This is a genomic window from Phyllobacterium endophyticum (assembly GCF_003010935.1).
Classification (GTDB): domain Bacteria; phylum Pseudomonadota; class Alphaproteobacteria; order Rhizobiales; family Rhizobiaceae; genus Phyllobacterium; species Phyllobacterium endophyticum.
In genome coordinates this window covers 16,840-36,300 of the sequence record NZ_PGGN01000008.1, presented here as the reverse complement: position 1 = coordinate 36,300, position 19,461 = coordinate 16,840, and the positions used below count along the sequence as shown (strand labels likewise).

At 57.2% G+C, this 19,461-nt stretch carries 21 protein-coding genes and 2 pseudogenes; 4 read left to right on the top strand and 19 right to left on the bottom strand.

Features of this window, described 5'->3' with window-relative positions; all coding sequences use genetic code 11:
* Nucleotides 1-5 precede the first annotated feature (5 nt).
* The 15 genes and pseudogenes from CU100_RS25790 to CU100_RS25725 all read right to left on the bottom strand — a co-directional run bounded on the left by CU100_RS25790 (nt 6) and on the right by CU100_RS25725 (nt 13,796).
* Complete coding sequence (locus CU100_RS25790) at nt 6-743, bottom strand: ABC transporter ATP-binding protein (RefSeq protein ID WP_106719508.1); 738 nt, start codon at nt 741-743, stop codon at nt 6-8.
* A 7-nt stretch (nt 744-750) separates the two neighbouring features.
* Nucleotides 751-2,532, bottom strand: a complete 1,782-nt coding sequence (locus CU100_RS25785; RefSeq protein WP_106719507.1) for a branched-chain amino acid ABC transporter ATP-binding protein/permease — start codon at nt 2,530-2,532, stop codon at nt 751-753.
* Nucleotides 2,533-2,537: 5 nt separating this feature from the next.
* Entirely contained in the window at nt 2,538-3,410 is an 873-nt protein-coding gene (locus CU100_RS25780) for a branched-chain amino acid ABC transporter permease (protein ID WP_170113975.1), read from the bottom strand.
* A gap of 62 nt (nt 3,411-3,472) precedes the next feature.
* Nucleotides 3,473-4,765, bottom strand: coding sequence for an ABC transporter substrate-binding protein (locus tag CU100_RS25775; protein ID WP_106719505.1), 1,293 nt, complete (start codon nt 4,763-4,765; stop codon nt 3,473-3,475).
* 85 nt (nt 4,766-4,850) lie between these two features.
* Nucleotides 4,851-5,879: a zinc-binding dehydrogenase gene (locus CU100_RS25770; protein ID WP_106719504.1), complete on the bottom strand. Its 1,029-nt coding sequence runs from the start codon at nt 5,877-5,879 to the stop codon at nt 4,851-4,853.
* Nucleotides 5,880-5,900: 21 nt separating this feature from the next.
* Nucleotides 5,901-7,037, bottom strand: a complete 1,137-nt coding sequence (locus tag CU100_RS25765; RefSeq protein WP_170113974.1) for a transketolase family protein — start codon at nt 7,035-7,037, stop codon at nt 5,901-5,903.
* 4 nt (nt 7,038-7,041) lie between these two features.
* On the bottom strand, nt 7,042-7,914 hold the full coding sequence (locus CU100_RS25760; RefSeq protein WP_106719502.1) for a transketolase: 873 nt from the start codon (nt 7,912-7,914) through the stop codon (nt 7,042-7,044).
* 166 nt (nt 7,915-8,080) lie between these two features.
* Entirely contained in the window at nt 8,081-8,878 is a 798-nt protein-coding gene (locus CU100_RS25755; protein WP_106719501.1) for an SDR family NAD(P)-dependent oxidoreductase, read from the bottom strand.
* A gap of 1,222 nt (nt 8,879-10,100) precedes the next feature.
* Nucleotides 10,101-10,375: pseudogene (locus CU100_RS25750) on the bottom strand (GMC oxidoreductase); the annotation flags it as partial.
* 10 nt (nt 10,376-10,385) lie between these two features.
* The gene (locus CU100_RS25745) at nt 10,386-10,535 is read right to left on the bottom strand and encodes a zinc-binding alcohol dehydrogenase family protein (RefSeq protein WP_210280708.1); all 150 of its coding nucleotides are present in this window, start codon (nt 10,533-10,535) and stop codon (nt 10,386-10,388) included.
* A gap of 180 nt (nt 10,536-10,715) precedes the next feature.
* Nucleotides 10,716-10,883, bottom strand: a complete 168-nt coding sequence (locus CU100_RS27025) for a hypothetical protein (RefSeq protein WP_170113973.1) — start codon at nt 10,881-10,883, stop codon at nt 10,716-10,718.
* Nucleotides 10,884-10,935: 52 nt separating this feature from the next.
* Nucleotides 10,936-11,280 carry a hypothetical protein gene (locus tag CU100_RS25740; RefSeq protein WP_106719500.1) on the bottom strand — a complete coding sequence of 115 codons (345 nt, stop codon included), beginning with the start codon at nt 11,278-11,280 and terminating at the stop codon, nt 10,936-10,938.
* 125 nt (nt 11,281-11,405) lie between these two features.
* Nucleotides 11,406-11,807: a RidA family protein gene (locus CU100_RS25735; RefSeq protein ID WP_106719499.1), complete on the bottom strand. Its 402-nt coding sequence runs from the start codon at nt 11,805-11,807 to the stop codon at nt 11,406-11,408.
* Between the two features lie 127 nt (nt 11,808-11,934).
* Entirely contained in the window at nt 11,935-12,675 is a 741-nt protein-coding gene (locus tag CU100_RS25730; RefSeq protein WP_106719498.1) for an SDR family NAD(P)-dependent oxidoreductase, read from the bottom strand.
* A 263-nt stretch (nt 12,676-12,938) separates the two neighbouring features.
* Entirely contained in the window at nt 12,939-13,796 is an 858-nt protein-coding gene (locus CU100_RS25725) for an alpha/beta fold hydrolase (protein WP_106719497.1), read from the bottom strand.
* A gap of 132 nt (nt 13,797-13,928) precedes the next feature.
* Between CU100_RS25725 and CU100_RS25720 the strand changes: the two genes are divergently transcribed.
* The 3 genes from CU100_RS25720 (at nt 13,929) to CU100_RS27425 (ending at nt 15,340) form a co-directional block, all read left to right on the top strand.
* On the top strand, nt 13,929-14,495 hold the full coding sequence (locus CU100_RS25720; RefSeq protein WP_106719496.1) for a TetR/AcrR family transcriptional regulator: 567 nt from the start codon (nt 13,929-13,931) through the stop codon (nt 14,493-14,495).
* A gap of 135 nt (nt 14,496-14,630) precedes the next feature.
* Entirely contained in the window at nt 14,631-15,047 is a 417-nt protein-coding gene (locus CU100_RS27430; RefSeq protein WP_245419282.1) for a hypothetical protein, read from the top strand.
* The gene (locus tag CU100_RS27425; RefSeq protein WP_245419256.1) at nt 14,990-15,340 is read left to right on the top strand and encodes a carbon-nitrogen hydrolase family protein; all 351 of its coding nucleotides are present in this window, start codon (nt 14,990-14,992) and stop codon (nt 15,338-15,340) included. Before CU100_RS27430 ends, CU100_RS27425 begins: the two co-directional genes overlap by 58 nt.
* Nucleotides 15,341-15,553: 213 nt before the next feature.
* Here CU100_RS27425 and CU100_RS25710 read toward each other — a convergent pair.
* From CU100_RS25710 to CU100_RS25695, 4 genes and pseudogenes are all read right to left on the bottom strand, one after another.
* Nucleotides 15,554-15,793 (bottom strand): annotated as a pseudogene (locus tag CU100_RS25710) (MFS transporter); the annotation flags it as partial.
* A 141-nt stretch (nt 15,794-15,934) separates the two neighbouring features.
* Entirely contained in the window at nt 15,935-16,444 is a 510-nt protein-coding gene (locus CU100_RS25705) for a nuclear transport factor 2 family protein (RefSeq protein WP_245419254.1), read from the bottom strand.
* A 40-nt stretch (nt 16,445-16,484) separates the two neighbouring features.
* On the bottom strand, nt 16,485-17,885 hold the full coding sequence (locus tag CU100_RS25700; RefSeq protein WP_210280674.1) for an aldehyde dehydrogenase family protein: 1,401 nt from the start codon (nt 17,883-17,885) through the stop codon (nt 16,485-16,487).
* Nucleotides 17,886-18,010: 125 nt separating this feature from the next.
* Nucleotides 18,011-18,268 carry a hypothetical protein gene (locus tag CU100_RS25695; RefSeq protein ID WP_106719495.1) on the bottom strand — a complete coding sequence of 86 codons (258 nt, stop codon included), beginning with the start codon at nt 18,266-18,268 and terminating at the stop codon, nt 18,011-18,013.
* A gap of 197 nt (nt 18,269-18,465) precedes the next feature.
* Between CU100_RS25695 and CU100_RS25690 the strand changes: the two genes are divergently transcribed.
* Nucleotides 18,466-19,377, top strand: a complete 912-nt coding sequence (locus tag CU100_RS25690; protein ID WP_106719494.1) for a LysR family transcriptional regulator — start codon at nt 18,466-18,468, stop codon at nt 19,375-19,377.
* The last annotated feature ends 84 nt before the right edge of the window (nt 19,378-19,461 follow it).

Sequence of the window (19,461 nt, the reverse complement as noted above, 5' to 3'; positions counted from 1 at the left end):
TCCTCCTAAAACAGATCCCAGTAGTGCTCGCGCTGTGCGGATACCTCGGCCGGTTCCTCCAATATGATCCGGCCCATCCTCAAGAAATAGACACGGGAACTTACCCGCAGTGCGCCTCTCACGTTCTGGTCGACAATGAGGACCGATGTCCCGAGGCTTTTGCTGACCAAGCTGATCTCCGACATGAGCATGTCGGCGGTGGCCGGGGCCAATCCGATCGACGGTTCGTCAAGCAACATCACCCGCGGTTTGTTCATGACCGCCATGCTGACCGCGAGCATCCGCTGTTCGCCACCGCTCAGGGTTCCCGCAAGCTGTAGCCTTCGGTCCTTGAGATGGGGGAAAGTCGCATAGATCGCCTCGAGGCGGTCGTCGATGTCCTTCGGCGAGGTCGAGTAGGTACCGAGCCTTAGGTTGGCCTCGACGCTCAACGGACGGAACACCGGGGCGTCCGCAGGAGTGAGCGAGATGCCATCAGAGGCGTTCTTGTAATACGGCCGCCTTGAGATGTCCTTCCCATGGTAGAATATGCCTCCGCTCCGCTCGTCGTGCATACCCATGATCGAATGCAGCAGGGTCGTCTTGCCAGCGCCGTTGTGGCCCAAAACGGCCACGATCTCCCCTGGTGCCAAGCGGATGTCGATATCGCTGAGAACGGCCCGCTTGCCGTATCGAGCCGAAAGGCCTTGGACTTCCAACAAGGCGGGCTGGTTCGCGACATTGTTTTCGATTGCACTCAACATGTCTGCCTCACGTTCCGAAATAGAGTTCGACGAGGTCGGCTCGCCCCGTGATTTCCTCGACCGTGCCCTCCCCGACAACGGCTCCGGCGTCCATAAAGACGATGCGGTCCGCAAGTTCCGAGACGACGTGCAGGCTGTGTTCGACGATGCAAATCGTCTTTCCGCTGGCGGCAAGTTCGCGGACCAGCTCAATTATCTGCTGCGCGGATCTCGGGTCGACCCCTGAGGTCGGTTCATCGAGAAGCAACACGTCGGCTCCCGTCGCGAGCAAACGTGCGAACGCGATGAGCTTCTGCTGGCCGAAAGCGAGATCACGGGCGATTTGATCGGCGTATCCGTCGGCTCCAACATCCTTGAGATGCTTGCGAGCTTCGGCCTGAACTTCCCGCTCACGTTTTGCCACAGCGCTGGGGGTGAGGAAAACGCGGCTCAGGGCCTCGCCCGTTTGGCCCGGAACGCCAAGCGCGACGTTGTCGATCGCCGTCATGCCCTCCAGGATGCGGACATGCTGGAAGTACCGCGCCATCCCCAGCTTGGCCACTTTCACCGGATCGGCGCCGAGAACGGACTGGCCGCGGAGAAGCACGTCGCCCCTGTCCGGCCGGATCGCCCCGGTCATCTGATTAAAGATGGTGCTCTTACCCGCGCCGTTCGGACCGATGAGCGCCACGATCTCCCCTTTGCGAAGTTTGAAGCTGACGTCGCGGGTTGCCTGAAGACCGCCGAAGCTCTTTGTCAAATCCCGCACTTCCACCACGACTTCTGAAACGGGCTTTGGTGTTTTCACCCTGCGAGCGCCACTTGGCTCGATGTAGCTGTGCCCGGCCATTGCGATGACGTTGTCGCCGGGAACCGACTTGTAATAATTTCCACGCCTGCGGAATGAGAAACCTTCCGGCAACAAGCCCGCGGGCCGGAATACCATCCCCAACACGAGGATCGCGCCATAGATGACCGTTTGCCACGGCACTGCGGTATCGCTTGAAAGCAAGCCCGTGTTCTCGAGTATGGGGCGGAGCGAACCGATCGCTATAGCGGCGAGCACACTGCCGAGGATATTGCCTGCGCCACCCAATGCAACGCATGCCGCCACAAGAATGGCGAGGTCCAGACTATAGGTGGTCGGCGCGACGAATTGCATATAGGCCGCCGACACCGCTCCGGTCGCTCCGGCGATCGCCGCAGTGATGCCGAATGTCAGAGACTTGGGCCAAACGGTAGGCTTTCCGAGGGCGTGAAGAGCGATTTCGTCTTCGCGGATACCGCGCAGCAGTCTGCCAAACGGAGATCCCCCGATCTTCCAGCAGATGATCGTTGCGATGACCGCCCATGCGAAAGCCAGCCAGAATGCCTGATCCGTCGTCTTGATCTCGAAACCGAGGAGTGAAAGTGGCGGAAGCATTATCCCGTTGGGCCCACCCGTCAGATCGACCCAGGTGGACGTCACGGTGATGAACAGGAAGTGGAAGGCGAGTGTCAGGAGAATGAGGTAATCGCCTTTCACCCGGCGTGCCGCCGGGGCAGCGACCGCAAGGCCTGCGAAGAACGTGACCACGACCGCACCCAAAAAACCGCCGAGAAAAGGCAGTTGGGGTGCAAAGAGGGACTCTCCCGTGAGCGAAGCTCCCTGAGAGGTGAGGACCGCGCAAGTGTATGCGCCAAGTCCGTAGAAGGCGGCCGTGGCCATGGACATCTGCCCGGCAAACCCGAGCAGAATGTTGAGAGAAACCGAGAGAGCCACCAGGAAAGCGACCTGGCTGGCCAAATCTGCGATGTATGATCCGGCCATGTTGGTTATCTCCCGATTGGACTACGGACGAGACCGTCCGGGCGGAACACGACGATGACCAGCAGGACCGCGAAGACCAGGATGACACCGAGATTCTGCGACAGGAACAGTCCGCTGAAGACCAGAAGAAAGCCGAGCACAAAGCCGCCAAGCGCAGCGCCCTTGACGGAACCGATCCCGCCCAGGAACACCGCGATGACGCCGAACATCACAGGTTGGAGTCCCATCGTCGGATAGGCCACAAAGCTGATCGTCTCAAAGTAGGCCGCCAGTCCAGCCATGGCACTGCCGATTGCGAAGACCAGGAGCGACACGCTCTCCACACGGATGCCGACCGCCATTGAAAGACGGGGATTGGTCCTGACCGCCGTGACGGCGTTGCCGATGGACGTAAACGTCAGCAGCACATAGAGGGCTGCGATCGTGACCAAAGCGGCTGCGGATCCAGTCAACTGCAAGGTCGTTACTGTCACCTCGCCCATCGACAGGGTGGCATTGGGGAAGCCGGGAACCTGCTTGACCATCGGTCCAAAAATCAACTGAAGGAGCGCCGTTCCGGCTGCGGCGACCCCGAGCGAGGACAGGAATATGCCGAGCACTGTCGAACCGCGCTTCCGGAGCTTGTCGTAGAGAAGAAATTCGATGGCGCAGCCTGCCAGCGCCGAACAGAGGAGCGACGCCAGGAGACCGATCCACAGCGGCATCGCCAGTTGGACCGACACGACATATACCGCGTAGCCGGCGATCGCGTAGGTGAGCGAATGCGCGAGGTGAAATGTCCTGGTCGTCGAATAGATGATCCAGAAGCTCGAAGCCAGGAGCGCGTAGGTTAGACCCTGGACGATCCCGAAGGTGATCAATTGAATAAGTTGTGTCATCGTCTCACCTAAGATGAATGGTCCAGTCGGCAGAGGCATTGTGCCCCCGCCGACGGCGATTGTCAGGCCGCGCCAATGTCAGTCGAACCCTTGGTGATCGTGGCGACCTTCTTGAGGACGCCCTTCTGACCGATTTCGAACACGCCGATCGGCTTGGTAACCGAGTGGTCTTCCACATTGAACTTCATCTGGCCGGGCTCGGTCACCGAACCGCCGTAGACCGAGGGGAAGCTTGAGTTCGCCGCCATGACTTCGCTGAGCACGCCAGCATCCTCTGGGTTCTTTCCCGCCGCCACGGCGCGGGAGATGAGGGCTCCGAGAATGTTGGTGGCCTCGAAGAAATTCGCCGCGAAGTAGTCCGGGTTCGTGCCGTACTTGCTCTTGTAGGTGTTGACGAAGAGCTTGTTGTAAGGGTTTGGATTCTCAGGAAGGTAGCCGTCCACCGCGAGGAAGCAATTGTTCGCTACCGCGTCACCCGCGATGTCGGGCACGGTCGGCGTCGCCAAATCGATCGACATGATTGGTATGTTTACGCCCGCGTCCCGCAGTTGCCTGATAAAGTAGCCTTGGTCGTTGCCGTAGATGGTCGAGAAGATGGCGTCAGCCTTGGCGCTCTTGAGGCGGGCGATGAGAGAGCTGAAGTCGGTCGTTCCGATATTCACATACTCGGCATCCAGCACTGTGCCGCCATTGCTCACCTGCGGCCACACCTTGGGAGCGATTCCCTTGATCGCGCCAATGCCGTTCTCCTGTTGGCCGATGAGCGCGAGGCGCTTTGCCTCAGGGAACCGCTTGGCGAGATATGCGATTCCACCAGTCGCTGGGTCGAGCGCGAAGAGCGCCATGGTGATCCAGACATTCGGCTTGTTGAGACCGCCCGGTCCAGCACCGCCGCTCCAGAACGTGGTGATATTGGAGTTGGCGACGAGCGGGAACAGCGCTTCCGAAGCGGGGCCGTACGACGTTCCGAGCGATTTGATGCCTTCCTGGGAGATCATGCGGCGAACGCCTGTGACCGAAGCGGGGACGAGACCGCCCTGATGGTCGTTGAGCGCGAGCTTGATATCGGGGCCGCCGGACTCGCGGATCAAATTCGTGGCAACCTGTGACCCCTGCGACATTACCTGGCCGATCGCGGCTCCTGTGCCTGTTAAGGCGAGATTGAGACCATGGGTCCACTTAAGTCCGGCTCCGGCCTTTGGGCCTCCCTTTCCAAACCACGGCGTAAGAGGCCCGTCGACTTCTTGCGCGAAACCCAGTGCGGGAAAGCCGAGCACCCCCATGGAAGCGATCGCTCCCATTCCCATCAGCACACCGCGGCGAGATACCTGGTGGTCAGTCAAACGACGTGTCATAAATTCCTCCCTGTGACAGTCAGTTCCAATAAGCGCAGGTCGCAGCAACGACGTAGACCTACAGATGCAGCTTCCTCATGCTTGCCTAGTCACCGGCGCGTTCGAAAACGACGACGGCCTTCTCCACGATGTCCGGACGCTCGAGAGCGAGCTCGATCGTGTCTCGCACTTCCGACAGGCCGATCCGTTGCGTGACGAGCTTTGCCACCTCGTTGCGGTAGTGCTGGACGGCACGTATTGCCTCGGGAAACATTTGCATGCTGTTCCGAGATGCGAAGATCGTGAGTTCCTTGCGGATCATGGTCGCGATCGGCAACGGAACGTCGGACGTGGAAATCCCTACGGTCACGATCCGGCCTGCAGCGGCGACGATGTCGATGGCGGAGCGGATAACCGCGGGGACACCCGTGGCATCGATGACAACCACAGGGCCTCGTCCGTCTGTCCATTGTGCAATCTTTTCGGCTACCGTGTCCTTGGCATTGAGGGCGAGTTCGGCCCCGATGCTTCGAGCCCTCTCAAGCCGATGTTCAACGAGGTCGGAGACTGCGACACGCGCGCCGTGCCAAAGGCTTGCGAGGATGATCGCCTGCCCGATCGGCCCAGCGCCAATCACATAGACCTGCTCTCGATTTGACACGCCTGCCCGTTTGACCGCTTGGAGAGCGATCGTCATCGGCTCGGCGAACGCCGCGATGTCCGCGGGAAGATCACCGACGTCATGCACGAGCTTTTCATCGACGACGAGCGTCTCCTGAAAACCACCGGGCTTGTGGACGCCAAGCAATTTCAAATTCGTGCAGCAATTGTACCGCCCTACGCTGCAAGGATAGCATTCCCCGCAACCGATCAACGGCTCGACGGCAACCCGATGTCCGACCGGCACTCGGCCCGAGCATCCTGGTCCGAGCTTGCGGACGGTTCCGCAGAACTCGTGACCCTGGATCATCGGATAGTTCGACAGCGGATGTTTGCCCAGATAGAGGCCGTAGTCCGAGCCGCAGATACCTGCAGCGTCGACGTCGAGCAGAAGCTGTCCCTCACCTGGTTCCCCAGGTGGGGGAACGTCGGTCAAAGTCATCTGCCTCGGGTTGTCGGTGACAAGTGCTTCCATGCGACATCTCCGTTTCTTAGCTCAAGCGCTTTGACGACCAGCCCACGTCACCTTGGCGCGGACCTTGCGGTTGGCGGCGACCTCCCCACTTACGCGATCCCGGTCCTGCTTCGTCCAAAGAGAGCTCGGGCGGGGCAGACCGGAGGCGCTCGCGAGACGATCCGCGATCGTGGCGATGCCTGCGGCATCAAGGCCGTAGTACTGATAGAGATGGGCAGGCGGCCCGATTATGGCAAATTCGTCCATGAGGCCGTGTTTGTAGACCGGGACATGGACGCAGTTGTCGAAGAGACCCTCCCGGACAATAGAGCCCAGACCGCCCTCCACGTTGTGTTCTTCGACTACGAGGATTTTCGTGTCCGTTCCGACCGCTTCGACGATCGTCGAGGGGTCGAACGGTTTGATGGTGTGGACGTCAAAGACAGACACGTCGTCGCCGAGTTGTTCCGCCGCCTTGATGGCGGGATAGACCATTGCTCCCGTTGCGACGATGAGAATCTTGTTGCCGCCTTTCCTCACAAGGGTGGAAGCGCCTGGTGTCGGCGCAACCTGAGCAGACTCGTAGATTCTAGGTTCACGGCCGCGACCGAGACGGAAGTAGATCGGGCCGGGATGGTCCTTTGTAGCCCGCAGCATTGCCTCGTAAGACGGACCGTCCGACGGTGACAGAATCATGAGGTTGGCGACTGTGCGGAGCGCTCCGATGTCCTCGGTGGCGTGATGCGAAGTGGCGAAGAAGCCCATGGAAATCCCGGCATGCGTGGCCAGAACCCGCACGGGCATTTGGGGATATGCCATGTCGGTTTTGATGTTCTCAAACCCGAGCACGCCAGCGAAGCACGCGAAGGTGCACACGTAAGGAATGTATCCGGAAGACGCTAGGCCGGCTGCGGCCCCCAGCATGTTGCGTTCGGAAATCCCGAACTGCAGGAGGCGTTCCGGAAACTCGAAGCGAAACTGGACCATCTGGGTGGCAAACTGGAGATCGGCGGTGCCGAGCACGATCCGCTCGTCTTCCCTCGCAAGATCGGCTAACACCGAACCGGAGACAAGCGCGCTCTCGCCACTATCGCGCCCGGCCATGTCGAACGAGCGCCCGTCCTTGAGGTCGGCGAGCGGACGGAAGTCACGGACAGTTTTACCTTGTGTCTTGGTCATATGTTTAGCCCTTGTGTACCAAGTTGATGCCTTCAATGGCGCGTTCATAATCGGTGCCGGCCAGGAAGCCGATATGCCACTCGGCCATGCCTTCGATGAACGGGATACCCTTGCCAGAAACCGTGTCCGCGATGATCACGGTCGGAGATGCGTCCGTAGAAGTGCGGCGAGCATCGAAACGACCGAGCGCTGCGAGAAGCTCGGTGAACTCATGGCCGTTAACTTCCTCGACATGCCAGCCGAAGGCGCGGAACTTCTTGTCGATCGGTTCGAAATTGAGAACATCCTTGGTGTTTCCGTCGACTTGGACATGATTCTTGTCAACGATGGCTAGAAGGCTGCCAAGATTGCGAGCCGATGCATATCCGGCCGCTTCCCAGATTTGGCCTTCGTTGAGTTCGCCGTCGCCGAGCATGACAACCACTCGCTCGTTGGTCTTGCGGAACCGCCCTGCCTCCGCCATGCCGATCCCGATGGCCAGACCGTGGCCAAGCGATCCAGACGAGAAATCGATCCCAGGAACCTTGAGCATGTTGGGGTGGTCGCCGAGGATACTGTGAAGCTGTGTGAAGTCGTTCAGCACGTCGTACGCGAAATATCCAAGGTCGGCGAGGATCGGATAAAGCGCGGAACAGGCATGGCCTTTGCTTAGAATAAAGCGGTCTCTGTCGATCTTGCCTGGATTCTTCGGATCGATATTCATGTAGCCGTAGTAAAGGCTAACCAAGATGTCAGTGCATGAAAGCGAGGGGCCGATGTGACCACTGCCAGCAACCGCAGCGAGATCGACAACGCAGCGGCGTACCCATGCGGCGCGATCGCCCAGGAAACTCAGGTCGTTGGCGGTACCTGCTCGATTGTGTTGAAGTTCAACCATGTGGACTGCGTCCTCTCTTTTAAGTTTCGCGCTGCCGTGCAGCGGCAGTCTGCCTATGGTCTGAACCGAAAGGGACCCGGTCGCCGGGCCACGTTCACGACCCGCCGTTCATCGGGACCAACCTGGTCCGTGAAGTATTGAACTAGAATTCGCGCGTTCCGCCGAGTTACGCGCTTGCTAATAGCTGGTCGGGCGGAGGCCCCAGCGCCGTGTCGCCCGCTGTAATCCCTCCATCCACCGGAATGATCTGCCCCGTGACAAAGCGCGAATCTTCGGAGATGAGAAACGCCACGACTCGCGCAAGGTCCTCAGGGTTTCCCAACCTACCTAACGGCGTTCGTCGAACAATCGTGTGCCGATAGCTTTCGATGCTGAAGATTTTGGCTGTCAGCGAAGTTTGGATATATCCTGGGCTGACCGCATTGACCCTAATTCCAGAGGATGCCCACTCGACTGCAAGGCTTCTCGTCACCATCGCGACGCCGCCCTTTGATGCTGAGTAGGAAATCAAGTTCGGCGCGCCGTAGTGCGCGAGCATCGACGCGACATTGACGATCGCACCGGTTCGTCCCTCGCGGATGAGCGCCTTCGCGAAGCCCTGCGCCATCAGGGCCGTACCGCGGAGGTTTACATCCATGACCTTCTGCCAGTCGCTCGGCTTGAAGTCTAATGCCCCAGCGCGAACATTGATGCCGGCGCAGTTCACCAGCCCGGTCGCAAGGATACCGTCGGCCAAAAGCGAGGAGTAGAACTGGGTTATTGCTTCCGGGTCGGACACGTCGAGGCGACGCGCGCTGACATTAATCCCCTTGCTGGCTAGGGACTCAATGAGCTCCGCAGAGATTTCTCGATTGCGGTCGGCAACGATGACCTTCTGGCCTCGCGCTGCGAGCAGCTCGCACACGCCCGCTCCGATCCCCGAAGCGCCGCCTGTGACGATTACTTGCCCGATACCCTCTGCCACTTCGCTTTCCTCCTACAAGGTGTCCGCTCCTCCACGAACTTTCGACCAATGGGGTATCCCGCCAGCAAGGACCCGGTCAATAATGTAGGAAAATTGAGGGCGATCTTGGATCAGGTACGATACCCCATGTATCAACAATAGATATTTTTGCGCGTTCCGAAGTATCAACCTAAGACAAACGTGAAATTTCGCCCTGCAGGAATCAATGTTGCCCCGTGCGACGCCGCAGAGTGGAAGGTGCAATGGCGGAATGGCAAGTTGCACCTTTGTTTGCGAGTTGCGACGGGAAATAGACGCGGCGTCGTGCTTTCTGACTGGAGCTTGTTTGGCAAGCAAGCCAGACGACAACTAGGCTAAGACCGCAGAATCTAGCGTGCGGGATGCTTTCAGGAACGCGCAAAACAGGCCTACTGAAAGCTCATCCGTAGGCACGGCATCCGCTAGCCAAAGCTCGATTCGGGCCGAACTCCCATGAATCCTTATGAGACGCTGCAGAATATGTCGACTATCACCATTTGAACGCTGACATGCCGCCGTTTGACAGCGAGTATGCGCTCTCGTTGATTGAAGCCTTCTTGGTTCACTACGTAATCGATTTGGCGGTTCAAGCTGATCGCATGGCCGGCGACGGCGAATAATCGGCAGCTTGGTTGGGGGCGTGACTCCCACCATTCTGTATCGAAAAGCAATCTGTACCGCAGGGGCTGTGGCTCTGTTCATGGCGGTTTGGGCCGAAAGCGACTGTGACTACTATTTGGCGGCGCATAGCCGACGTGACAAACACCGGGGCGATGTCTGCTTTTCAGGCAGGCACGATGACGGCATCGATGACCAACATGAGGGCCCGAAGCAGTCGTGGTCGTTTGGCCACGTTCATTCCTGTTCTTGCCAAATCGCATAACTTCGAAACGAGAGGGGATATTTAGCTGGTCTGCAGTCCACTCTCTTTTAAAGGCATACTGTTGAATAGGTCGCCACAATAGGCTTCTAATCGGGATTGTAGACACTCACGCTACAATCGAAAACGCACCAGATTAGCCTATTATCGGCAGTTTCAAACGAAGGGTTGCTGACAACTTCCCTGACTATACGAAGCCGTAATTCATAGGTTGTGTGTCCAATTCCAATCAAGACCTGGTGTAATCGACGTCGGAGACGTGGCTGTGAAAAGCCAGAAAATACCTTACTAATCGGGCAGTTGCTCATCTGCGTTAGAGCCATTTTAAGAGGAATGCTCTTCTCCATCAACGAGATGACGGCAGGCGCAAAAGGGTCAGGGCCATGACGGTGAGGGTGGTGCCGGCAACTCCACTGCCGGGGAAGGCGCTGGCGTCGGTGACGATGAGGTTAGGCGCGTCCCAAACTTGGTTGTAGCGATTGAGCACTGATGGATGTCTCCGGAGTCTCTCCCATCCGCGCGCCGCCCGTCTCGTGGATGGCAGCGCCCATGCACATGGTGTTGCGGAACCATGTCCGGAACATGAAGCGGGTGAAGGCTGGTCAGCTCTCAGTGCAATTCACCAATGAGGTCGCCTCCCTCAATGGAAATAGCCTCGACGGCAATGAGCACAGCGCCCGGCCCGCAGGCAGGATCCGGCATACCGACATATTCAAGAACGGCCGGAACACCAGGGTTGCCATAGACTGCAGCCTTCACTGTTCTTCCTTTTCCGTAACTGCACGGGCTAACTGTCATTCACCGATGAACCCAATTTGCAGCGCTCAGCCCAATCTGCTGAATGGATTGCCCAGTGATTGCGGGGCCAGATCGCGGTCGTCCCGCCCGTGCTACGGGGCGCCATTTGCATTGCTAAAAGGCAAGACGCCTGTAAACGCTTCAGTCCTTCGATAGTTGCTGTAGCGGCTGAGCTTCCCGCTTGAAGAAATAATGAAAGACGAAATGCGCTGGTGAAACGACCGCAACTAATTCCCACCCGGCGTCACCAAGTTCGTTCATCTGCTGCTTATCGAGTGTCTTGTCGACTGTCAGGTATTCCCATTCCATGATAGACCTCGTTTATTGCTGTGACCGATTGTTTGGGACAGGGAAGTGCTTTTCAGGGCACCGTGATCTGTGCTGTGTGGCTCTTCCAATAGGTGTCAATGATGCTGCGACAGTTCCGAATGACATGTTCGCCAACCTCCAGGTTTCCTCCCCGCAGCGTGTGCGGATTGCCTCCGCAAAGGCGCACGAATGTTGTCTGCTGAACCGCGAACATGAAGTAGCCTTCACTGGTCGGTTCAAATTCCAAACCAGCGTCTTGCACGTTCCTCGTGACTTCGGCTGTCGCATCGGAGATGGCGCGCGACACCTTCTCAAGCATCGTCTGTTCGGCCGCTTGCTGGATGGCTAGGAAGGAGCGCTCCTGCGGTGTGGGAAGGGGGCAACTGTCGGTGTTCATTACATTCTCCTTGGGAGGCTGAGATTCTGATCGCATTAAGGCGATCACAGGCTTTGACCATGGGTCGGCCGTTGCTAAACGCGACTAGCCTTTGCATCGTAATGCAGCCGTGGTAGGCGCCAGAGTCATTCCAGGATGGCAGTGACACGGATCTCAATTCGCATGGCGGGGAGCCCAAGGGCTTCCACACCGGTCTGCGTCCAGATCGGAGCTCGATCGGGCATGTACTCACGGAAAAGACCGGCAATCGTTTCGTTCACGATCGGTGGAAAGCCTCCGACGTGATAAGAGTTGACATGGACGACATCCTTCCAGTCCGCGCCAGCCGTGGCCAAGGTTCGCCGGACATTCTCAAATGCCCTCTCGATCTCGGTCACGATTGACTCCGGAATTTCGAGTTCATCGTTCCATCCGCCCTGGCCGGAGATCTCGATGCGATCACCAATCTTGAGCGCTTGTGAAAAGTGCAAAAGCTCATGGAATTTCTGCCCGTACCCGGGCGTGACGAAAAGTTCAGGCTTTGCCATTGAGGTCTCCTATTGTGAGGAAGGTATAAGCATGGAGATGGCGCCCACCGAAATGGTGTGTTGCCGGTTAGTCCGGGCGATCGAAAAGGTGGGCACCATCGCTCCATCAGAATCTTGCACGAGCAAGTCAGGCGATTGCACCGCCGTCTGCGGTGAGAATAGCGCCCGTGATGACACTCGCGGCCGGGCTTGCGAGAAATACCACAGCGTTGGCAATCTCCCGCGGTTCGCCGTAGCGTCCCAAGGAGGTCAAGCTTTTCTGCAAGTCTGCAGCCGGGCCGTCCGCCGGGTTGCTTTCAGTATCGGTTGCTCCGGGTTGCACGAGATTGACGGTGATACCACTTGGACCAAGTTCACGCGAAAGACCGCGTGTGAAGGATGTGAGTGCTGCTTTGGACATTGCATAGGGTGTTATGCCGGGAAACGGTACCCGCTCGCCCAGAGCCGAGCCGATTGTGACGATGCGGCTGCCTTTGCCGAGATGCGGGATGACGGCTTTCGCGAACAGGACCGGAGCTCGTACATTGACATCCATCAAGGTCTGATACGCTGAGACATCCAGGTCGACGATCATGCCGTTGTGGCCAATCGCGGCGCTGTTCACGAGGATGTCCAGCCCGCCCAAAGCGGAGACGGCCTCGCTTACTGAGCTAGCAATTGCCTCGGGGTCGGCGCTGTCCGCTTGGATTGCAGCCACGCGACGCCCCATCTTTTCGATCGCTTCGGTTACCTTCGAGGCCTTTTCGGCGGAGCGTTGGTAGGTGAACGCGACATCTGCGCCGTTTTCTGCCAGCGCCAATGCGATCGCAGCACCAATGCCTCGCGACCCGCCAGTTACCAGTGCGCGTTTGCCTTCAAGATTGATCATGTATCCGTTCCTTTCCACCAGGATAAGTTGATGTGTTTCAAGTTATTTTCGAAGGACACCGTCGGATCCAACCGAACAAGCTAATACTATTTCGCGGGGATTGCTGGCATCCTGTAGGTGCCAGGCGTGCAAAACTCCGTTGCTTGAACAGGAACACTTGGAAAGTCGTAAAACCCGTACCTGTCCTCCCCGTGAAGCTTCGCGATTGTCCCTTTTCAGTGGCCACTTGAGCCAAGCCCGACGACGACAGCGTCGTATCGAGCTTAGAAATGTCTGATCAGGAAGCTCCGGATGAACTGAGCGATCTCATCCGCATGTGTTTCCAAGGCAAAATGGCCGGTATCGAGTAGATGGACCTCCGCGGTGGGGAGGTCACGCTTATAGGCCTCGGCACCCGCGGGTACGAATGCTGGATCATGTCTGCCCCAGACCGCCAGGAACGGTGGTTGGTGATCCCGAAAATACGCCTGAAACTCCGGATACCGGTCAATGTTTGTTCTGTAGTCGAGGATTAGATCCAGTTGAATGTCTTCAGCACCCGGCCGCGACATGAACGCGATATCAAGTTGATAACCATCGGGTGAAAGACGCTCCTTTGATGTCCCGGTGCGGTATTGCCAGTTCTCGATCACCTCAGGAGACAGAGATGCCCGACATGCCTCTCTGTTTTGAGCGGAGGGGTCACGCCAATATGCCTCCCACGCACTCCATGCATCACTGAACCCTTCGATGTAGGCGTTGCCATTCTGGCTGATGATGGCGGAGATTCGGTCCGGATTGGCCGTCGCCATCCTGAACCCGATCGGTGCACCGTAGTCGAAAACGTAAAGTGCATAGCGGCTGAGGCCGAGTGCCTCTGTGAAGCCCGTCATGACAGCGGCGAGTTCATCGAATGTGTAAGGGAATTCTCCACGTGCAGGTGAATTCGTTCGACCGAACCCGGGAAGGTCTGGTGCGATGACGCGGTATCGATCTGCCAACAGCGGGATCAGATCACGGAACATATGGCTGGATGACGGAAAACCGTGGAGCAGAAGAAGGACTGGTGCTTCCTTTGAACCGGCCTCTCTGTAGAAAACCTCGACGTCTTGTACCTTTTGCGTTTTGTAGCTTACGGCCATTTTAGAACTCCATCTCAAAGGATTCGACAAACCAACAGTCGCGAATGAAAGTAAAATACGACCGAACGGTCGGTTGTCAACCCTTTAGATTTCCTGTATCAAGGGCGGAGAACCCTGGCTCGGAGAAGACGTATGAAAGTCATGAGAGAAACGATCGTATCGACTGCGAGGGAGTTGTTTCGATCAAGAGGGTATGCAGGCGCGTCGATGAATGACCTCGCGGATGCCGTGGGCCTGAAGAAATCATCGCTGTACGTCCGCTTTCCCAATAAGGAAGCTCTCGTTCCGGCGGTACTTGATCTCACTTTGCAAGAGACATTCGGTCAAAGAGTCTCAGCCTCCGGGCAATGGGATGATGAATTCGTCGAGGTCATCGAATTTATCGCGACCACTCTCACTGATCGCGGCAGATGCGTAGGTCTGCATCTAGCCTACGGCACAAGTGACGAGACCCCGATTGCGAAGCATGCCGTTCGAGCATTTTTTCAAGCGCATCGCGATCATCTGTCGAGCATCCTGTCCCGCGCCATGCCTGTCGATGTAGCTCGTGATATTGCGACTGACACGTTAGCCCGTTTGGAAGGTGCCACGGCTTTTGTTGCGATATTCGGCGAGAAGGATGCCATGAAACGAGCGGTTCGCCTTTCCATCGAAGAAGCTAAAAATGCAGCCGCTGCGAAGTCACTGCCTAGCCGATAACGCCTAAGCCGTGCCGGTTACCGTATCCGCTACCGCCTTGAGAATACCCGTCCGTACATCGGGAAGCTCATGGCAGCCCTGAAACTTGACCCTACGCCAAGTACTAAGCTCAATCCCTTGAGGTGGAGGATAATAATGCCTGTTTGTGCTTACGTCGAAATGACCGATGGCTTGCAGCCGCGTGGACCGGCGTGGGAGCAATTTGCCCAAGCTATTGGCAAGTGCAGGCCCGATATACTGTTGATGAATGAGATGCCTTTCGGTCAGTGGCTGGCTCGAAAGAATGATTTCGTAGTCGAGGACGCACAGCAAAGTGTTGAGATCCACGAAGCTGGAACCGCTGCTCTCGCTGCGCTGAACATTCCGGCTGTTATAACAAGCCGTCCAATGCTGCTCGCCGACCGCCTTGCCAATGAGGCGATCGTCATCGAGAACGGCGAGTTCGCCCCCTGCATACGAAGACCTACCTTCCGCAGGAGCCTGGTTGGTCCGAGGTGTCCTGGTTCAGTCGAGGCGATGGGCGCTTCAACATCCAGAATATTTGCGTGCTAGGTGTAGGCGTCCTTTTGTATCCCGAACTCATGTTCAACGAACATGCCAGACAGTACGGCCGATGCGGAGCCGATTTGATTGCCGTTCCTCGGGCGACCGGTTCTGCCCACGAAAGCTGGATAACTGCCGGCAAGATGGCCTCAATCGTCTCTGGGAGTTACGTCGTCAGTTCGAACAGGGTCGGGCATTCTACGGATGGTCCACGCTTCGGCGGAGGCGGCTTCGCCGTCACCCCGGGGCGATCTGGCTGGGCGGACAGAAACCAGTTCTTCCATCATGCTAATCGACATTAATGCGCAGGTTTCTGCCCGACAGCGGCAGGAATATCCCTGTTACGTGGACGAACTGTATGACCCTGGCGGCATCGGGGTCCCTGATATCGATATTTAATTGTCAAAAAACCCAGTCACTGTAGTTCTCTGCAGGACTGCCACTACGTTGCACTGCCGTATTGCCGGTCCTCCCGCTCTTGGGAGGACCTTGATCCTGCCAAAGACGGCTTCGTATCAGGCTTTGCCCGGCCGGTTGATCGCCAGGAAACGGCGAACAACAGGCCTGTCGGGACCCGAGTGGTAGGCAAGTACCTTGGCCTGGAGGTCGGCATCGGCCTGCGAAACCCGTTTGTGCTGGCGCAGGTGCTTCGCCCAGGACTCGACCATGAACCATTCGACCATCTTTTGCGGATCAGCAGAATCCTCGGTCACGCCGCAGCCATAGGCGCCATCGCTCCTGCGAGAGGTGAGCAAGCGCATGCAGGATCAGGATTGTTTTTTCGGCGTTGTTTTGCCGAAAACTGACCAAAGTTTCGTTCAATTCGCTAGCGATTACTTGCTGCCCGAAACCTCTTACATCAAGTTAGTGATCGTTGCCGCGAGGCAGACCTACATTCAGACAGTGATTTCGGACCCGTCTGGGTTCGCTTTGATGGAATACTCGCCGCCGTTTCTGAAACTGCGGACCGTTGCGAAAGTATCTTCCATAAACTGCACATAAGACAGCTTGCCGTTCTCACCGCGCGCCAGAACCGAAAAGGGCGACGTCACCGTTTTGCCCAAAACGTTTGATGTGTAGGTGAACGTGCCGAAGATCGCTGCTCCGTTCTTATTTTCGAAGCTGTCCTGAATTTCGAAGTTGTCTGTCGTCCAGTAACGGCCGACATCGATGAAAGTCTGAACCAGCCCTTCGGTACCTTCGTTGGTACCCGCCCAAGGCATGATCCGCTTCAGCTCCGCGTGCTCATAGTTCAGCGAAACATAAATGAAATCGTCCGTCGTGAATTGTTTTACGAAATCCAGGTCAGTCGGGTTCGACAGGATCGACTGCAATACCCCTAACGGTGAGGTCGGGGATGCAGGCTCGGCTTCAGACAACTTCTTAGCGTGCGCATTGATAGACATCGTATATTCCTCCTTTTAAGTGACTTTGGGAATTGAGGTGTCAGCGTTGCGCCAAGCCCGGCTTGAGCGCGATGTGCTTGTGTTCGATGAAATCGTCCAGCGCGGCCAGACCGTTCAAGCGGCCAACGCCAGACTGCTTGAATCCGCCCTCCTCGGTACCGTCGTAGACCTTCGCCCAGTCATTGATCCATACCGAGCCCGCTTCGAGCGCCTGCGCGACGCGCAAGGATCGATCTACATCGCGTGTCCAGATGCTGGCCGACAGTCCGTACTCATTGTCGTTGGCAAGTCGGATCGCTTCCGCCTCGTCAGTGAACCGCTGAATCGTCAGCACTGGACCAAAAGTCTCCTCCTGTACGATAGCAAGACTGTTGTCGGAGACTTCCAGAAGGGCCGGGCGAAAGAAAGCGCCGTTTGCAAGGGGACCCACATTGATGGGGCCGCCACGCTCGACGACCTTCGCGCCGGCTGCGATAGCGGCCTCGACCACACCATCGACTCGCGCAACGTTAGCGCGGTCGATCAGCGGGCCCATATCGCTGGCGGGGTCGGCGGCTGGGCCAACCTTGACGTTGCGCAATCTCTCCGCCAAGCCGTTGCGCACGGCCTCATATTTTCCATCCTGCACGAGCAAGCGGGACCCCGTCATGCAGAACTGACCGCTGAAGACAGTCAGCGCCTTTTCCAGTACCGGCAAGGCGGCATCAAGGTCTGCATCGTCAAAGACGATCATCGGCGTCTTACAGCCGAGCTCCATTCCGAAACGTTTGAGGTACCTCGCGCCGGCGCTGCTAATGGCTCGGCCGATACGGGTAGATCCGGTGAAACTGACGACCGGAACCTCCGGCGAGTCCACGAGATAAGCGGAGCCCTCAGGACCGCTTTCGAAAAACAGATTGATCACGCCATTCGGAAGATCCTCTGCTTCCGCCATAATCTCGGCCATGACGCTCGCCGTCTGTGCGACTTGTGCCGGGAGTTTGATGACGGTGGTGCAACCAGCAGCGAGCGCTGGGGCGAGTGATCGGATCGTCAGAATAACCGGAGAGTTCCAAGGTGCAATGACCGCCGCGACTCCCATCGGTTGCCGAAGGATCACGGAGATGCTCCCGGGCTTTGGTGTCGATGCCCGTCCACTTTCGACCAAGGCAGTGGCTGCCGAGTAGCGGAGTTTGCTCGCAACCATGTCCAGCTCGAATGCAGCTTCAGCCTTTACCTTGCCGTTCTCCAACGACAGAATTTCGAGTAGTCTGTCGCGATTGCGTTCGAAGGCGCGCGCTAGTTGGTCGAGCACCCGACCCCGTAATTCATGATCATGCGCCCACATTGTTTCGCGAAAGGCTTTAGAGGCTGCTACCACCGCAAATTTCGCTGCCTCAAGGCCGTAGTCGGGGTAATGGCCGATTACGTTATAAGTCGCTGGGTCTATTGACTGTTTCAACTGACCTTCTTGGCATTGAGATCCGCTGATCCAATTGAAGGCTTTGCGGCTCGGTATGTTGTCGAGGGGCATCGTCATATCTGTGGATCCTTCCACTTTCGAGTATTCGTCGGGAAAGGACGAGGCTAGAGCCGGTTACGTGATTGCCACTGCACCATTACCTGTTCGATTTTGCCGACAATTGTCCTGACTGCGGGTTGGCTAACGTTGGTGACAATTGGCACAACCATGAGCGTTGCGCCCAGTACGCGCAGCGGTATTGGCCAATCCTGCATGCAGTCGCCTACAATCCAAATAATCAGAAGGACGCTTGGGTAGACGGCGAGCCACACCATCGCAGTCGTTTTCAGGCGTTCGAATATTACCTGCCGCATTCCTGTCATTGCTTGCTTGATCCATTACCCGGCGCGTTGAATAATCAACGACGGGGGACACGTGCATGAGTGTGAGACATGATTACTTCCTCCCAATGCTTAGCTCGACGTTCTAGTAGCGGTCTGCGCGAACAGTTGCTGTGTTGATATTGGAGAATCGCGGCTGTTGACGGAATGGGGGCACTCGTCGCATCATACCGGACATAATGTCGTTAATCGTCTCAATAGAGTCCCTCAGCGGCCTCGTCGCGTTCTCAGTTGCCGTCGAAACCGGAAGTTTCGCCGCTGCGGGAAGGAAGCTTGGCCTATCCGCATCCGCCGTGGGAAAGGCGGTAGAGCGACTTGAAGCGCGTATAGGTTTACGGTTGTTGAACCGTACGACCAGATCGCTAGCCGTGACCGGCGAAGGCGACATTCTATACCGATACGTCGCACGCATCTTGAAAGAACTGAAAGATGCTGAGCAAGAGCTTCATCTGGTCCAGAAGGCACCCCGAGGTCGACTCAAGGTAAGCGTGCCCACAGTCTTAGGACGCAAGATTATCATGCCGGCGCTCATCGATTTTCGGACCCTCTTCCCGGAGGTGACGACCGATATCAGCCTTGATGATGTGAAGGTCGATATTATCGAGGGTGGATATGACGTGGTGCTGCGACTTGGGGAGCTGGACGACTCGACCTTACGCGCGCGAAGAATCGGACCACACACATTCATAACGTGCGCCTCACCCGAATATCTTGCCCGCCGCGGCATTCCGAAAAGTCCAGCAGATCTCCATGATCATTGTTGTGTTTATTATCGTTTCCCCACCACCGGTCGGCAGGAGGTTTGGGCGTTCAAGAATTCACACCATGCAACGCCAAGCAAGCCCTCTGTCATTTTGAACGACGGCGAGTCACTTGCATCCGCCGCACTGGGTGGGTTGGGGATTATTCAGGCGCCAAGTTATCTCGTAAGCGAAGACATTGCGGCGGGACGTCTCCAAGCCGTCCTCGCAGATTACACGGACGAACGTGGCAGCGTTTCGCTCGTCTGGCCCCCTATGTCGGCACGAGCGCCCAAAGTTCGCGCCTTCATTGATTTCATGGCCGAGCGCGTTTCCCAAAAGCTTTATTGAGTCGGCACCCAAGATTTCTGTCCACTGCTATGGGACAGTTTGCTGTTTAAGATCGGTCCCATGGGAAATGCTCTTTAATTCAAG

What these genes read in the sequence shown, in the direction of transcription:
- CU100_RS25770 (WP_106719504.1), bottom strand. Translation starts at nt 5,879, where the DNA reads ATGGAAGCACTTGTCACCGACAACCCGAGGCAGATGACTTTGACCGAC.
- CU100_RS25735 (WP_106719499.1), bottom strand. Translation starts at nt 11,807, where the DNA reads ATGGCAAAGCCTGAACTTTTCGTCACGCCCGGGTACGGGCAGAAATTC.
- CU100_RS25775 (WP_106719505.1), bottom strand. Translation starts at nt 4,765, where the DNA reads ATGACACGTCGTTTGACTGACCACCAGGTATCTCGCCGCGGTGTGCTG.
- CU100_RS25740 (WP_106719500.1), bottom strand. Translation starts at nt 11,280, where the DNA reads ATGAACACCGACAGTTGCCCCCTTCCCACACCGCAGGAGCGCTCCTTC.
- CU100_RS25765 (WP_170113974.1), bottom strand. Translation starts at nt 7,037, where the DNA reads ATGACCAAGACACAAGGTAAAACTGTCCGTGACTTCCGTCCGCTCGCC.
- CU100_RS25790 (WP_106719508.1), bottom strand. Translation starts at nt 743, where the DNA reads ATGTTGAGTGCAATCGAAAACAATGTCGCGAACCAGCCCGCCTTGTTG.
- CU100_RS25760 (WP_106719502.1), bottom strand. Translation starts at nt 7,914, where the DNA reads ATGGTTGAACTTCAACACAATCGAGCAGGTACCGCCAACGACCTGAGT.
- CU100_RS25695 (WP_106719495.1), bottom strand. Translation starts at nt 18,268, where the DNA reads ATGACAGGAATGCGGCAGGTAATATTCGAACGCCTGAAAACGACTGCG.
- CU100_RS25720 (WP_106719496.1), top strand. Translation starts at nt 13,929, where the DNA reads ATGAAAGTCATGAGAGAAACGATCGTATCGACTGCGAGGGAGTTGTTT.
- CU100_RS25780 (WP_170113975.1), bottom strand. Translation starts at nt 3,410, where the DNA reads ATGACACAACTTATTCAATTGATCACCTTCGGGATCGTCCAGGGTCTA.
- CU100_RS25725 (WP_106719497.1), bottom strand. Translation starts at nt 13,796, where the DNA reads ATGGCCGTAAGCTACAAAACGCAAAAGGTACAAGACGTCGAGGTTTTC.
- CU100_RS27430 (WP_245419282.1), top strand. Translation starts at nt 14,631, where the DNA reads ATGCCTGTTTGTGCTTACGTCGAAATGACCGATGGCTTGCAGCCGCGT.
- CU100_RS25690 (WP_106719494.1), top strand. Translation starts at nt 18,466, where the DNA reads ATGTCGTTAATCGTCTCAATAGAGTCCCTCAGCGGCCTCGTCGCGTTC.
- CU100_RS27025 (WP_170113973.1), bottom strand. Translation starts at nt 10,883, where the DNA reads ATGGAATGGGAATACCTGACAGTCGACAAGACACTCGATAAGCAGCAG.
- CU100_RS25705 (WP_245419254.1), bottom strand. Translation starts at nt 16,444, where the DNA reads ATGTCTATCAATGCGCACGCTAAGAAGTTGTCTGAAGCCGAGCCTGCA.
- CU100_RS25785 (WP_106719507.1), bottom strand. Translation starts at nt 2,532, where the DNA reads ATGGCCGGATCATACATCGCAGATTTGGCCAGCCAGGTCGCTTTCCTG.
- CU100_RS25730 (WP_106719498.1), bottom strand. Translation starts at nt 12,675, where the DNA reads ATGATCAATCTTGAAGGCAAACGCGCACTGGTAACTGGCGGGTCGCGA.